11 protein-coding genes are annotated in these 14,646 nt (G+C 71.8%); 2 read left to right on the top strand and 9 right to left on the bottom strand.

The annotated features are described in order from the left end of the window. Position 1: 1 nt before the first annotated feature. A complete protein-coding gene (folP, locus tag C3486_RS07215; RefSeq protein WP_181138467.1) occupies positions 2 to 883 on the bottom strand; it encodes a dihydropteroate synthase in 882 nt (293 codons plus the stop codon). A 166-nt stretch (positions 884 to 1,049) separates the two neighbouring features. After that, the gene (locus C3486_RS07210) at positions 1,050 to 2,894 is read right to left on the bottom strand and encodes a phosphatidylglycerol lysyltransferase domain-containing protein (protein ID WP_103831748.1); all 1,845 of its coding nucleotides are present in this window, start codon (positions 2,892 to 2,894) and stop codon (positions 1,050 to 1,052) included. A 155-nt stretch (positions 2,895 to 3,049) separates the two neighbouring features. Between C3486_RS07210 and C3486_RS07205 the strand changes: the two genes are divergently transcribed. Further along, positions 3,050 to 4,168, top strand: a complete 1,119-nt coding sequence (locus C3486_RS07205) for an esterase family protein (RefSeq protein ID WP_103831747.1) — start codon at positions 3,050 to 3,052, stop codon at positions 4,166 to 4,168. 244 nt (positions 4,169 to 4,412) lie between these two features. Here the strand turns inward: C3486_RS07205 and folE are convergent, their stop codons facing one another. The 6 genes from folE to dacB form a co-directional block, all read right to left on the bottom strand. Beyond that, positions 4,413 to 5,018, bottom strand: coding sequence for a GTP cyclohydrolase I FolE (folE, locus tag C3486_RS07200; protein ID WP_103831746.1), 606 nt, complete (start codon positions 5,016 to 5,018; stop codon positions 4,413 to 4,415). 114 nt (positions 5,019 to 5,132) lie between these two features. Next, positions 5,133 to 7,148, bottom strand: a complete 2,016-nt coding sequence (gene ftsH / locus C3486_RS07195; RefSeq protein WP_103831745.1) for an ATP-dependent zinc metalloprotease FtsH — start codon at positions 7,146 to 7,148, stop codon at positions 5,133 to 5,135. 269 nt (positions 7,149 to 7,417) lie between these two features. Then, positions 7,418 to 7,957, bottom strand: a complete 540-nt coding sequence (gene hpt, locus C3486_RS07190) for a hypoxanthine phosphoribosyltransferase (RefSeq protein WP_031058519.1) — start codon at positions 7,955 to 7,957, stop codon at positions 7,418 to 7,420. A 77-nt stretch (positions 7,958 to 8,034) separates the two neighbouring features. Continuing rightward, a complete protein-coding gene (tilS, locus tag C3486_RS07185; protein WP_103831744.1) occupies positions 8,035 to 9,048 on the bottom strand; it encodes a tRNA lysidine(34) synthetase TilS in 1,014 nt (337 codons plus the stop codon). A 257-nt stretch (positions 9,049 to 9,305) separates the two neighbouring features. Further along, positions 9,306 to 10,451, bottom strand: a complete 1,146-nt coding sequence (locus C3486_RS07180; RefSeq protein WP_103831743.1) for a zinc-dependent metalloprotease — start codon at positions 10,449 to 10,451, stop codon at positions 9,306 to 9,308. An 88-nt stretch (positions 10,452 to 10,539) separates the two neighbouring features. Then, on the bottom strand, positions 10,540 to 12,138 hold the full coding sequence (gene dacB / locus C3486_RS07175) for a D-alanyl-D-alanine carboxypeptidase/D-alanyl-D-alanine-endopeptidase (protein ID WP_258052649.1): 1,599 nt from the start codon (positions 12,136 to 12,138) through the stop codon (positions 10,540 to 10,542). Positions 12,139 to 12,225: 87 nt separating this feature from the next. Between dacB and C3486_RS07170 the strand changes: the two genes are divergently transcribed. Next, positions 12,226 to 12,720 (top strand): inorganic diphosphatase, encoded by a 495-nt coding sequence (locus C3486_RS07170; RefSeq protein WP_030260327.1) that lies wholly within the window; start codon positions 12,226 to 12,228, stop codon positions 12,718 to 12,720. Between the two features lie 166 nt (positions 12,721 to 12,886). Here C3486_RS07170 and C3486_RS07165 read toward each other — a convergent pair whose 3' ends face one another. Further along, positions 12,887 to 14,584 carry a threonine/serine exporter ThrE family protein gene (locus tag C3486_RS07165; RefSeq protein ID WP_103831742.1) on the bottom strand — a complete coding sequence of 566 codons (1,698 nt, stop codon included), beginning with the start codon at positions 14,582 to 14,584 and terminating at the stop codon, positions 12,887 to 12,889. Between the last annotated feature and the right edge of the window lie 62 nt (positions 14,585 to 14,646).

Here is a 14,646-nt window from a genome sequence, read left to right as displayed (position 1 = left end):
TCTACGCCGCTCCCGGGGCACCGGAACGCGCGGCCTCCACGGCCCGCGCGACCCGTACCGCGTCGGCGCTCGCGCGCACCTCGTGCACGCGGACCGCCCAGGCGCCCTCACGCGCGGACAGCGCGGTGACCGCCGCTGTCGCCGCGTCCCGCTCCCGGGCCGGCGGCACCGTGGCCGAGGCGCCGGAACCGGCCAGTACACGGCCCAGGAACCGTTTCCGCGAGGCGGCCACCAGCAGGGGCCTGCCCAGCTCGTGCAGCCGCTGCAGGTCCGCGACCAGCGCGAGGTCGTGCTCGGCGGCCTTCGCGAAGCCCAGCCCCGGGTCGATCACGATGCGCTCGGGGTCGATGCCCCCGGCCACCGCGCGGTCCATGGCGGTCCGCAGCTCGGCGACGACCTCGCCGACGACGTCGTCGTAGACCGCCCGGTCGTTCATGTCGACGGACTGGCCGCGCCAGTGCATCACCACGAACGGCGCGTTCGCCGCGGCCACCACGGGGATCATCGACGGGTCGGCGGCGCCCGCGCTGACGTCGTTGACCAGGTGCGCGCCCGCCTCCAGCGACCGTTCGGCGACGGAGGCCCGCATGGTGTCCACGGAGACCACCACGCCGGCCGCTGCCAGCTCGCGTACGACGGGGATCACCCGGCGCAGCTCCTCGGCCTCGTCCACGCGCGCGGCGCCGGGGCGGGTGGACTCGCCGCCCACGTCCACCAGGTCGGCCCCCTGGGCGACCAGGTCCAGGCCGTGCTTGACGGCGAGGTCGGTGTCGAACCAGTCGCCGCCGTCGGAGAACGAGTCAGGGGTCACGTTGACCACGCCCATGACCGCGCACCGGTCCCACTCGGGAAGACCGGCCACCCGGCCACGCAAGGTACTCATACTTCCAGCCTAGGCGCTGTGACCGGGCTCCTCGCCGCGCGCACCCGGCGTACCTGGGCGAACGCGGACGTATGGGAACGCCCGTACGTCCGCGTGCGTGCCCGTCCGCCGCTCCGCGCGCTGCCGCGGAGGCCGCCGCCGGACGTCACCGCGCCCGCCCGCGGACTCAGGCGGCCCGCTCGACCGACGCGCCGCGGAGCCCCTTGTGCTGGTGCGCGCACGGCCGCGCGGCGGGCTCGGAGCGCCGCCGGCGCAGCAGGGGCAGCCCCAGCTGGACGAAGCCCTCGGCCTGCATCGCGGCGAAGCCGATGCGCGGCAGGTCGCGGGTGTTCCGGAAGACCACGAAGCGCGGCTCCCAGCGGGGCTGGAACTTGGCGTTGAACTTGTACAGCGATTCGATCTGGAACCAGCGCGAGAGGAACACCAGCAGCCCGCGCCACGTCCGCAGCACCGGTCCGGCGCCCAGCTTCTCGCCGCGGGCCAGGGCCGAGCGGAACATCGCGAAGTTCAGCGACACCCGGGCCACGTCCAGCTTCGGCGCGGCCTGCAGCGCCGCGACGATCAGCAGCTCGTTCATGCCGGGGTCGGCGCTGCGGTCGCGCCGCATCAGGTCCAGCGACATGCCGTCCGCGCCCCACGGCACGAAGTGCAGTACGGCCTTGAGGTCCCCGTACGGGCCCTCGGCCTCGCCCTCCTCGGGCGCGCGGTGCGCGGTGGCGATCACCGCGTCGCCGTCCCGCGGGTCGCCGATCCGGCCCAGCGCCATCGAGAAGCCGCGCTCGGTGTCGGTGCCCCGCCAGTCCTCGGCCGCCCGCTGGACCGCCTGGATCTCCTCCGGGGACAGCTCGGCCACCCGGCGCACCTTGGTCTCGTACCCGTTCCGCTCGATGCGCTTGACCATCTGCCGTACGTTGCGCATCGCGCGCCCGGACAGCGTGAAGTCCGCCACGTCCACGATGGCCTCGTCGCCCAGCTCCAGGGCGTCCAGGCCGGTCTCCCGGGTCCACACCTCGCCGCCGGTCTCGGAGCAGCCCATCACGGCCGGCGTCCAGGAGTGCGCCCTGGCCTCCTCCATGAAGCGCTCTATCGCGCCGGGCCACGCCTCGACGTCGCCGATCGGGTCGCCGCTGGCGAGCATCACGCCGGAGACCACCCGGTAGCAGACCGCCGCCTTGCCGCTGGGCGAGAAGACGGCGCCCTTGTCCCGGCGGAGCGCGAAGTGGCCGAGGGAGTCCCGGCGGCCGTGCTTGGCCAGCAGCTCACGCAGCCGGTCCTCGTCCTCCTCGGTGAGCCGCGCGACGGGCTGCTCGGGCCGGAAGGCGAGGTACGCGGTGGTGGTCAGCGTCAGCAGGCCGAGCGCGCCGAGGGAGTACCCCACGGTGTAGTCGACGTGGTGGGTGAAGGCCACCGGGCCCTCGAAGCCGAACAGCCCGACCACGACGTGCTCCAGCTCCGCCCAGACCGACGGGTCGCCGACGGTGCGGTCGGGATGGGAGTTGACGATCACCATGCCCAGGGTGATGCTCACGCCCCCGAGCACGACGAAGTTCAGCAGCGCCTTCCAGCGGCTGCGCGGGTCCGGCAGCGCGGCGAACTCGCGCCGGTGCCGGACGAGGTAGGCCAGCAGCGCCAGCGAGAGCACGGCGCCGATGACGGAGTGGCGGTACACGAACTGCGCCACGGCCCCCACCGGGAGCAGCGCGACGGCCGCGATCCACACCCGCCGCTTGCGCCGCTTCAGGCCGTGGGCCAGCAGCAGAAGCAACAGGCCCACCACGATGGACGCGGCCGCCGCCAGCGGGCTGACCGCCCCCGGCAGCACCTCCGCCAGTGCGTGCATGCGGCTGTGCCGGAAGCGCGGGAACACCCCGGCCGCCACGTTGAGCAGACCGATCAGCGTGCAGGCCGTGCCGACGGCCGTGGGCACCGCTTCCGGGCGCGGCCCCCGCACCCAGCGTGCGCGGCGCCACGCAACCTGTCCGGACTTTTCGCCATCTAGCCTGTCAGACATCACTTTCCCGTCGCCCGCTCCTCAGGTCGCCTGGTGTTCAGAACGCGGAGCATCAGTCGCCGTTACCTGGACAATTCGCGCCCTGTAGGACGGCGCTTCAGGGCCCGGGGTTCCATCAGGCGTCCGGCCGTCCGGCCGCCCGGCAGGAAGTGGACATGGATCTCACCAGTAAGACCGTTCTGTTGCTCACCGTGCTGGTCGCGGTGGCACTCTTCGCCTTCACCGTGCTGCTGTGGCCGCGGCTCGCACACCGTACCTGGCGTGCCGTGACGGGCCGGATCGGGCTGCTGCTGGCGACCCAGTTGACCCTTTTCGCCTCGGTGGGGCTGATGGTCAACAATGCTTTCGGTTTCTACGCTTCCTGGGCCGACCTCTTCGGCCAGGAGACCGAGGCCGGCGTCGTGGTCGACCATCCCACCGGCCGGCACGGCACGGACCCCGGACGGCAGGGCGTCGAGCGGACCGGCCTGCCGCACGACAACCGGCGGGCCGCCGTCGCGGGCCGGCTGGACAAGGTACTGGTACGGGGCGACGACACCGGCATCACCAGCCCGGCGTACGTCTATCTGCCCCCGGAGTACTTCCAGCCGCAGAACGCGCACCGCCGCTTCCCCACGGCCGTGGTCCTCACCGGCTACCCGGGCACCGCCGAGGCGCTCTACTCCAAGCTGCACTACCCGCAGACCGAGCGCCGGCTGGTCGCCAAGGGGAAGATGCAGCCGACGATCCTGGTCATGCTGCGCCCGACGGTCGCCCCGCCCCGCGACACCGAGTGCATGGACATACCGGGCGGCCCGCAGACCGAGACGTTCTTCACCAAGGAGCTCCGCGCGGACATCGCGGCGCACTACCGGACCGGTACGGAGGCCAGGAACTGGGGCGTGATCGGCGACTCCACCGGCGGCTACTGCGCCCTGAAGATGACCATGCGCCACCCGGAGGCCTTCTCGACGGGCGTCGCGCTGTCCGGCTACTACAAGGCCCCGATAGACCCGACCACCGGCGACCTCTTCGGCGGCGACGCCCGGCTCCAGCGCGAGAACGACCTGCTCTGGCGCCAGCGCCACCTGCCGCCCCCGCCCGTGAACCTCCTGGTCACCACCAGCAAGCAGGGCGAGGCCAACTACAAGGACACGATGCGCTTCATAGAGGGCACCAAGTCCCCCACCGAGATCTCCTCGATAATCCTCGAAAGCGGCGGCCACAACTTCAACACCTGGCGCCGTGAGATCCCCCCGGCCCTCACCTGGCTGAGCAGCCGCCTGAGCGCCTGAACCAACCCAGTCGGCTCAGCCCCCGTTTTTCCACCCACCACCGACGGGAGGGGACGGGCCGGAGCGGGTGGGGGGTCCGGACGTAAAGCGAAGCAGTCCGGACCCCCTACCGCGGAGGCCCGGCCCCGCACCATCAAGCCCCGCGCAGCGGCAAAGCCCGCCACAGGCGAAACGACGCCGCACCCGGCACCGCACGGCGAAGCCCCCGCGGCAGCGAGGCGTACGGCGAAGCCCCCCGGCAGCGCTACCGAGCCAGGATCAGACTCATCGCCTCGGCGCGAGTAGCCGCATCCCGCAGCTGCCCCCGCACAGCCGACGTGGTCGTCTTCGCCCCCGGCTTCCGCACCCCGCGCATCGTCATGCACATGTGCTCGCACTCCACCACGACGATCACGCCGCGCGGCTCGAGTATCGCCATCAGCGAGTCCGCGATCTGAGTGGTCAGCCGCTCCTGGACCTGGGGGCGGCGGGCGTAGACGTCCACCAGCCGGGCCAGCTTCGACAGCCCGGTGATCTTCCCGTCGGACGACGGGATGTAGCCCACATGGGCGACGCCCACGAACGGCACCAGGTGGTGCTCACAGGAGGACACCACCTCGATGTCCTTGACCAGCACCATCTCGTCGTGGCCGAGGTCGAAGGTCGTGGTGAGGACATCCTCCGGCTTCTGCCACAGCCCCGCGAAGATCTCCTTGTACGCCCGCGCCACCCGCGCCGGGGTCTCCAGCAGGCCCTCGCGGTCGGGGTCCTCACCGACCGCGATCAGAAGTTCGCGCACGGCGTTCTCGGCACGCTTCTCGTCGAATTCGCCGATCTTGCCCACGCCGTCCAGCGTCACCGGGTCGGTCATCTGGTGCCTCGTTCCCTCTTCACCCCGCTACGAACGCGGAATGCCGCGCCCCCAGGCTAAAACCTGCGGGGCGCGGCATTCATTCCGGGGCCGGTGTGGTGGCCGGCGGCCGGATCAGCTCTCGCTGCTGCCGGAGTCCTCCGGGTGCTCGACCTTCTCCGTCGAGACGGTCGGCGTCACGCTCGTCGCGCCGTTGGCCGCCGCCAGCTCCTTCGGTGCGAGCACCGGGGGGCGGGTGGAGGGCGTACGCCGCGAGGAGCCGGTCCACGCGGGGCGGGACGGGCGCTTCACGATGTGCTTGAAGATCTCGGCGATCTCCTCCTTGCCCAGGGTCTCCTTCTCCAGGAGGGCCAGGACGAGGTTGTCGAGCACGTCGCGGTTCTCGACGAGGATCTCCCACGCCTCGTTGTGCGCGGTCTCGATCAGCTTCTTGACCTCCTCGTCCACCAGTGCGGCGACCTCTTCGGAGTAGTCGCGCTGGTGGGACATCTCGCGGCCCAGGAAGGGCTCGGAGTTGTCGGAGCCGAACTTGATCGCGCCGAGCCGCTCGGTCATGCCGTACTGCGTGACCATCGCGCGGGCCGTGGCGGTCGCCTTCTCGATGTCGTTCGCCGCGCCCGTCGTCGGGTCGTGGAAGACCAGCTCCTCCGCCGCGCGGCCGCCCAGCATGTATGCCAGCTGGTCGAGCATCTCGTTGCGCGTGGTGGAGTACTTGTCCTCGTCCGGCAGCACCATGGTGTAACCGAGCGCACGGCCGCGGGACAGGATCGTGATCTTGTGAACCGGGTCGGAGTTCGGCGAGGCCGCCGCGACCAGGGCGTGGCCGCCCTCGTGGTACGCGGTGATCTTCTTTTCCTTGTCCGACATGATCCGGGTCCGCTTCTGCGGGCCCGCCACGACGCGGTCGATCGCCTCGTCCAGCATGTGGTTGTCGATCAGCTTCTTGTCGCTGCGGGCGGTGAGCAGCGCGGCCTCGTTGAGGACGTTGCTCAGGTCCGCGCCGGTGAAGCCGGGCGTACGGCGGGCCACAGCGCTGAGGTCGACGTCGGGCGCGACCGGCTTGCCCTTCTGGTGGACCTTGAGGATCTCCAGCCGGCCCTGCATGTCGGGGCGGTCGACGGCGATCTGCCGGTCGAAGCGGCCCGGACGCAGCAGCGCCGGGTCCAGGATGTCGGGCCGGTTCGTGGCGGCGATCAGGATGACGCCGCCCTTCACGTCGAAGCCGTCCATCTCGACGAGCAGCTGGTTCAGCGTCTGCTCGCGCTCGTCGTGGCCACCGCCCAGGCCCGCACCGCGGTGCCGGCCGACGGCGTCGATCTCGTCGACGAAGACGATCGCCGGGGCGTTCGCCTTGGCCTGCTCGAAGAGGTCACGGACACGCGAGGCGCCGACACCCACGAACATCTCGACGAAGTCGGAGCCGGAGATCGAGTAGAAGGGCACGCCCGCCTCGCCCGCGACGGCACGCGCGAGCAGCGTCTTGCCCGTACCGGGCGGGCCGTACAGCAGCACACCCTTGGGGATCTTGGCGCCGACGGCCTGGAACTTCGCCGGCTCCTGCAGGAACTCCTTGATCTCATGGAGCTCCTCGACGGCCTCGTCCGACCCGGCGACGTCGGAGAACGTCGTCTTCGGGGTGTCCTTGGTGATGAGCTTCGCCTTGGACTTGCCGAAGTTCATGACCCGGGAGCCGCCGCCCTGCATCTGATTCATCAGGAACAGGAAGACGACGACGATCAGCACGAACGGCAGCAGCGAGAGCAGCATGCCCACGAAGGGGCTCTGCTTCTGCGGCGAGACGGTGTACCCGTCCTTGATGTCGCCCGTCTGGTACTTGGCCTGCAGGGTCTTGGCGAGCTCGACGCCCTGGTCGCCGATGTAGCTCGACTGGATCTTGTCGGAACCCTCGACCTTGTTGTTGCCGGAGAGCTCGACCTTGATCTTCATTTCGTCGCCGGTGGTCAGCTCGGCGGACTTGACCTTGTTGTCCGTGATCGCCTTGACGACCTGACCGGTGTCCACCGTCTTGTAGCCGCCGGACGAACTGACGACCTGCATCAACACGACCACGGCGAGGACGGCCAGCACGATCCACATGACCGGCCCACGGAAGTATCGCTTCACGTCCATCCATACGGAGCCTTGAGGCCCCGTCCCTCCTGCCACAGTGAGGCACTCCAGCCCTCGGGGAGGTCTGGTCGTGCGTACGGTGTATTACTGGCCCGAAAAAGACTGACCTTCGGACGGTACCCCAGCATTGTCACCCGACGCCGCTGCCCGTGGTGAACAATGCGAGCTGGATTCCGCCCTCCCTGCTCCAACGGCGGGAGACCGCCAAGGGTTCCCGCCGTCCGTCGCGAGGGGCTTTCCGGGCCCTTTCCGACGCTGCCGACGAGGCGTCAGCCGCCGTAGACGTGCGGCGCGAGCGTGCCCACGAAGGGCAGGTTGCGGTACTTCTCGGCGAAGTCCAGGCCGTAACCCACCACGAATTCGTTGGGGATGTCGAAGCCGATCCACTTCACGTCGATGTCCACCTTGGCCGCCTCCGGCTTGCGCAGAAGGGTGCAGACCTCCAGCGAGGCCGGCTCGCGCGAGCCCAGGTTCGACAGCAGCCAGGACAGCGTGAGACCGGAGTCGATGATGTCCTCGACGATCAGGACGTGCTTGCCCTTGATGTCGGTGTCCAGGTCCTTGAGGATCCGGACCACACCCGAGGACTGGGTGCCCGCGCCGTACGACGACACGGCCATCCAGTCCATCGTGACGGGGGTGGACAGCGCACGCGCCAGGTCCGCCATCACCATCACGGCGCCCTTCAGGACGCCGACGATGAGCAGCTCCTTGCCCGCGTACTCCGCGTCGATCTTCGCGGCCAGCTCGGCCAGCTTCGCGTCGATCTCTTCTTTGGTGATGAGCACCGACTGAAGGTCGGAACCCATGTCCTTGTCGTCCACCCGTGCCACTCTCGCTCGGTTCGGTGTCATGAGACTCGTCCGGCCGGGCGACCCCGCGCGGCTCAGCCCTGCCGGATGACCAGTTTGCCACCCTGCCGTCGCACACCCACCAGCCCGGGCAGGTCGATGGCTCCCTGGCCGCGCCAGGCGGTGATCAGCCGGTCGACCTCCTCGATGTGCCGGGCGAAGAGCGAACCAGCAGGTGAACCGGCGCGCAAGAGGGCGCGGCGGAGCACTCGGCGGCGGACGGCGGCGGGCAGCGCGTAGAGCGCGGCGACGTCCAGCGCGCCGGTGGCGTCGGCCACACCTCTCTCGGCCTCGACGGCCCAGGAGTCCAGCGCGTCGGCATCGTCGCGGGAGAGCTGGGCCGTCCGGGCGAGGGCTTCGACGACGCCCTTGCCGAGGGCCTTCTCCAGGGCGGGCAGGCCCTCGTGGCGGAGGCGCGAGCGGGTGAAGGAGGGGTCGGTGTTGTGCGGGTCGTCCCACACGGGCAGCGACTGGATCAGGCAGGCCTTGCGGGCGGTCTGCCGGTCGATCCCCAGGAAGGGGCGGCGGTAGCGGCCGTCGGTGCCGGAGACGGCGGCCATGCCGGACAGCGAGCGGGTACCGGAGCCGCGCGCGAGGCCGAGGAGGACGGTTTCGGCCTGGTCGTCACGGGTGTGGCCGAGGAGGACGGCGTCCGCGCCGTGCCGCCGGGCGGCGTCGTCCAGGGCCGCGTACCGGGCGTCGCGGGCGGCCGCTTCGGGGCCGCCGTCCCGGCCGACCTCGACGGCGACGGCCTCGGCCGGGTCCAGCCGGAGCGCCTGCATCCGGAGGACGACCTCCGCCGCACGGGTGTCGGAGCCGGGCTGGAGGCCGTGGTCGACCGTGATGCCGCCGGCACGGACGCCGAGGCGCGGGGCTTCGAAGGCGAGCGCGGAGGCGAGCGCCATGGAATCGGCGCCGCCCGAACAGGCGGCGAGCACCAGGGGAGGCGGCGCATCGGGGCCGGACCGCCGGCTGTGGGACGTCAGGACGTCGTGGAGTACGCGGCGGACCGCCAGGCGTATCGCGGCGACCGCTGGATGGGGACCCATGTCCGTTTCCAATCGTTCAGCTGGGGGAGCCTCGGGCCGGGCGGCGCGTGCCGTCCGGTCCACCGGAGCATCTCGGGGTGCGGGCGCCGGGGGTCGCGCCGGGCGACCCCCGGGGCTGTCACTCAGAGTGTCTCGATGGTGACAGAGACGAGCGGTTACCCGAGCATTGCACGCCTCTCCCCGAGCCACGGTCCCTCAGAAGGGTGATTGAGGGGGCGTTCTTTCGTCCCAGGGCGCGGTCACGCCGGTCCGTATGCCTAGGGCGCACCGTCCGTCTTGCGGTGCACCCGCGCGACCCAGTCCGCCGGTTTGGCGATCTCCTGCTTGGTCGGGAGGGTGTTCGGCGAGGTCCATACGCGGTTGAAGCCGTCCATGCCGACCTCGTCGACGACGGCCCGTACGAAGCGCTCGCCGTCCCGGTACTGGCGCAGCTTGGCGTCCAGGCCCAGCAGCTTGCGCAGCGCCTGGTCCAGCCGCCCCGCACCGCTCGCCCGGCGCTGCTGGAACTTCTCCCGGATCTCGGTCACCGACGGCACGACCTGGGGGCCCACACCGTCCATGACGTAGTCGGCGTGCCCCTCGAGCAGGGACATCACGGCGGTCAGCCGGCCGAGGATCTCGCGCTGCGCCCTGGTCTGCACGAGGTCGACGATGCTGCGGCCGCCGTCCTCCCCCGCCTCGCCCTCGGGCCTGGCGCCCACGAGCGACTGGGCGGCCTCGCGCAGCCGCTCCAGGAGCGTGCCCGGGTCGATCTCGGTCTCGGCGAGGAACGCCTGCACCTCGCCCTCGATGTGGTCGCGCAGCCAGGGCACCGCGGTGAACTGCGTACGGTGCGTCTCCTCGTGCAGGCAGACCCACAGCCGGAAGTCGTGCGGCGCCACCTCCAGCTCGCGCTCGACGTGGACGATGTTCGGCGCGACGAGCAGCAGCCGGCCGCCCTTGGCGCCCGCCGGCAGGTCACGGGTGGGCGGCGCGAACGTCTCGTACTGGCCGAGCACGCGCGAGGCCAGGAACGACAGCAGCATGCCCAGCTCGACGCCGGTCACCTTGCCGCCGACCGCACCCATCACCGAGCCGCCGGGGATCGAGGAGCGGCGCTCCTGCATCTTCTCCAGCAGCGGCTTCAGAACGGCGCGGAAGCCCGCCACGTTGGCGCGGATCCAGCCGGGCCGGTCCACCACCAGTACGGGCGTGTCGTACGCCGCCGCACCCTCGCTCCCGGGCGGCGTCATGCGGGTGAAGGCACGCACGTGCTCCTCGGCGGCCCTGGCGTGCCGGCGCAGCTCGGCGACGACCGCGCGGGCCTCGTCGCGGCTCACCTCAGGGCCTGGCCGTACGAAGCGGGAAGCGGTCGTCACCGCGAGATTCCAGTCGACCATCTCGGCACCACCGATGCTCGTCATGACTTCACGGTACGGGTGTGCCCGGGCAGGGGGTAGCCGATTCGCGGCGCTCGGCCGTACCCGGCCGCCCCAGCCGGACGCGCGGCGGTCACCGGCAGCCGCAGTTGGCCACCGCCGAGGCGAGCCGGTCCAGGGACTGCTGGGCCGCGCTCCCGTCGCCCGCGCCATTGGTCATGAAGGCGAAGGTCAGCAGCCGGCCGTCGGCGTCGACGACGGTGCCGGCGAGCGTGTTGACCCCGGTGAGCGTGCCGGTCTTGGCGCGTACGGCCCCGGCGCCCGCGGCCTCGTCGGCGTACCGGGCCTCCAGGGTGCCGGTGAAACCGGCCACGGGGAGGCCGGTGAGGACCGGGCGCAGCTCCGGGTGGTCCGGTGCGGCGGCGAGCAGCAGCACACGGGAGAGGAGGCGGGCCGAGACCCGGTCGTCGCGGTCCAGGCCGCTGCCGTCGGCGAAGACGGTCTTCGCCACGGGGACGCGGAGCTGCCCGAGGGTGCGCTGCACGGCGCGGCCGCCGCCCCTGAAGGTGGTGGGCTGCCCGGTGGCCACGGCGGTCTGGCGGGCCAGCTGCTCGGCGATGTCGTTGTCGCTGTGCGTGAGCATGCGCTCGACGATGGAGGAGAGCGGCAGGGAGGGCGCCGCGGCCAGCCGGGTGGCGGTGCGGCGGGCCTCGGCGTCCGAAGTCCGCCCGGTCACCTGGATGCCGTGGGCCCGCAGGTCGTCGGCGAAGGCGCGGGCGGCCTCGGCGGACGGGTCGGTGGCGCGGGGCGCGGGGCCGTGGTCGCTGCGGTCCAGGCGGGCCTCGTCGGCGGTGAGCGCGGTGACGGGCGCGAGGTTCTCGTTGGGGCCGATCGGGTGCAGCGCCGCTCCCTCGTACAGCGAGTCGTCGTAACGGAGCGTGACCTTCTTCGTGCCGTGCTTCTTCAGGGCGCGTGCGGTGTCGGCGGCGAGGTCGCCGAGGGCCGCGGGGCGCTGCGCGGCCGGCGTGCCCCGCCCGGGCGTACGCGCGGTCAGGGTGGGGTCGCCGCCGCCGACCAGGACGACCCTCGGGGTGCCGTCCTTCGTGCGGCCGTCCTGCACGGCCTTCGTGGTGAAGCGGTGGTCGGGCCCGAGGGCGGTGAGGGCGGCCACGGCGGTGCCCAGCTTGATCGTGGAGGCGGGGGTGGCGGGCCGGGCCGGACGGCTGGCGAAGACCTCGCGGCCGGTGGCGACGTCCACGACCGAGGCGGTGCGCACGGGGCCCAGCGCCGGAGCCTTCAGGAGGGGCGCCAGGGCGTCGGCGAGGCCGTCGCCGGTGGGCGGCGGCGCGCCGTCCCCGCCGCCCTTCACGGGGGCGCCCAGGGCCGCCAGGACGGGTGCGGCGCCGGGTGCCGCGGGTCCGTCGCCGTGACGCTCGCCACCCCTGCCGTCCCAACGGGCGGCGCGGGCCCGTTCGGCCGTACGCTGGCCGGAGTCCCACGGACCGGCCGCAGCCACCGCTCCGGCCGCCACCGCGAGACCGGCGACGGCGGACCCCGCCGTCACCTGCCACGTGCGTTTCCGCTGGACAGGAGTCTGCCGCCACCACTTGCGCGCGAAGTACCACTCGTCGGCGGCGAACTGTGCGGCGCCCCGGCCCACGCCGGCTGTCGCCCGTATGCAGGACCGGCACCGGCCGACCCACCTGACCTGCCACGACCTGGTCTCAGGCACTTTGGACCCAGCCCCTTTCGCCACCACACACCTGCGTGGGGGACACTTAATCACCAGACGTATGTGTTGATCATGGAGGAGCCACCCGTGGAGTTCGACGTCACCATCGAGATCCCGAAGGGTTCGCGGAACAAGTACGAGGTGGACCACGAGACCGGTCGGATCCGCCTGGACCGTCGACTCTTCACCTCGACCAGCTACCCGGCGGACTACGGCTTCGTCGAGAACACCCTCGGCGAGGACGGCGACCCGCTGGACGCGCTGGTCATCCTGGACGAGCCGACCTTCCCGGGTTGCCTCATCAAGTGCCGCGCCATCGGCATGTTCCGCATGACGGACGAGGCCGGCGGCGACGACAAGCTGCTGTGCGTCCCGGCGAGCGACCCGCGCGTGGAGCACCTGCGCGACATCCACCACGTGTCGGAGTTCGACCGCCTGGAGATCCAGCACTTCTTCGAGGTCTACAAGGACCTGGAGCCCGGCAAGTCCGTCGAGGGCGCCAACTGGGTCGGCCGCAGCGAGGCCGAGGCCGAGATCGAGGCCTCGTTCAAGCGCCTGGAGGCGCAGGGCGGCAAGCACTGAGCCACTGAGCCTGTTCGGCTCGGTTTTCCGACCGGAACCGGGCTGCTGGCGGGCAGTACCGATGGGCGGGCACCCGCGGGTGCCCGCCCATCGGTGTACAGGATGTCCTGAGGCTCCCCGGCCACCACCGGGAGGTGCCCCCAGGACCGGCTTGATTCCGGCTGCGTCAGAAGCCGCGGGTGCGCTTCGCTGCGCGGCGGGTGGCCGCTTCCTCGCCGCTCGGGGCCTTGATGAAGAGGCGGGCCACCTCGGCACCGAGGTTCACCCCGACCGCGATGGCCAGGGCCAGCGAGACCGCCTTGATGAGCGAGGAGATGCCGGGGTCCAGATGGCCCTGCGCGAAGTTGAGCAGCGCGAAGTACGTCGCGCTACCGGGCAGCAGCGGGCCGATGGCGGCCGTGACGTACGGCAGCGCCGAGGCGTAGCGGTACCGGGACAGCAGCTGGCCGAAGAGGCCGACCAGGCCCGCCGCGACCACGGTGGCGACCACCGGGTGGACCTTGGCGTGCACCAGGACGCCGTACACCACCCAGGCCACGCCGCCGTTGAAGGTCGCGAACAGCACGGTGTGACGTTCCTGCTGGAGCAGCACACAGAAGGCCAGCGCCAGCAGCAGCGCCGCGATGGTCTGCGGCACCGGCTCGTCGTACGTGCCCAGCGCCTGTTCGGGATTGAGCGTGCGGGCGCTGACCTGGACACCGATGTACAGCACGCCGAGCACGCCGATGACGATGCCGACGATCAGGTAGCCGACTTCCAGCAGACGGGCCGCGGCGGTGATGTAGTAACCCGTCAGGCCGTCCTGCACGCCCGAGACCAGGGCCCGTCCCGGGATCAGCGCGAAGAGGCCACCGGTGATGACCGCGGACGCCGGCACGCCGATGTCGGCCATGCTCAGCGCCACGCCCATCGCGGCCGGCGGCATCGCCGCCGCCACGAACTGGTAGAACTCCGGCAGCCCGCGCCCGGACGCCAGCCAGGCCAGCCGGTCGCCGAGCATCGACCCTATGGCGGCCGCGAAGAACACCGTCACCCCGCCGCCGACCAGCATGCTCGCCGCGCCGGACAGCAGGCCCGACGCCACGGTCAGGGCCCAGCTGGGGTACGGGTGGCGGTTGCGCCGGATCTCGGCGAGGCCGCGGTACGCCTCCTCCAGCGTGATGCCTTCGGAGGTGATGTCGTCGACGAGCCGGAAGACCGCGGACAGCCGGGTGTAGTCCACGCCGCGCCGGCGGACCGTGCGGCTCGCCGTGACCGGGTCGTCCACCAGCGACGGCTGGTGCGAGATCGACAGCAGCGTGAAGGTCACCGTCGGCTCGACACGCTCCAGACCGTACGCGTGCGCCACGCCGAACATCGCGGCCTCGACGTCCTCGGCCCCCTCGCCGCCCGCGAGCAGGATCTCGCCGATACGGAGCGTCAGGTCGAGCACGCGAGGCACGGCCGGGCCCGACTCGTCGGCGCGCTCGATCCGCTCCGGGGCCGGGCGTTCGGTGACCGGCATCCGCAGCATCGTGCGCATCCGGTCCTGCCACGGGACGTCCTTGGTCAGGCTGATGACCGGTATGCCCTGGGGCGGGGTGAAGGCGGGCCAGCCGGCGGGCGTGGTGGGGAGCTGGTGGGTGCCCGTGGTGGTGGACTCGCCGCCACCGCCGGCCGCACCGCTGCCCGGCGGTGCGAACGCCGAGCCCTCCGGCTCGGCCGGCGCCTCGGTCCGCATCCCCTCGGGGACGGTGAACTCCGAGGTGGGGTGCTCGTCATCGGGGAGTGGGGGGTAGGGCACGCCGAGCGGCGGAGTGAACGCGCTCCGCGCCTCGTCCGTCTGTGGTTTGCGGTCCTCGAAGGACTCCGCGTCCGACGCCACTGCTCCTCGCTCCTCGTGCGCCTCTGCCGTCCGTCGTCAAGTGACACCATGCCTGATCGCCG

The organism is Streptomyces sp. Ru73, assembly GCF_002920575.1.
Taxonomy (GTDB): domain Bacteria; phylum Actinomycetota; class Actinomycetes; order Streptomycetales; family Streptomycetaceae; genus Streptomyces.
Note: the sequence above shows the minus strand (reverse complement) of the source record. Positions and strands in the feature narration are given on the sequence as shown.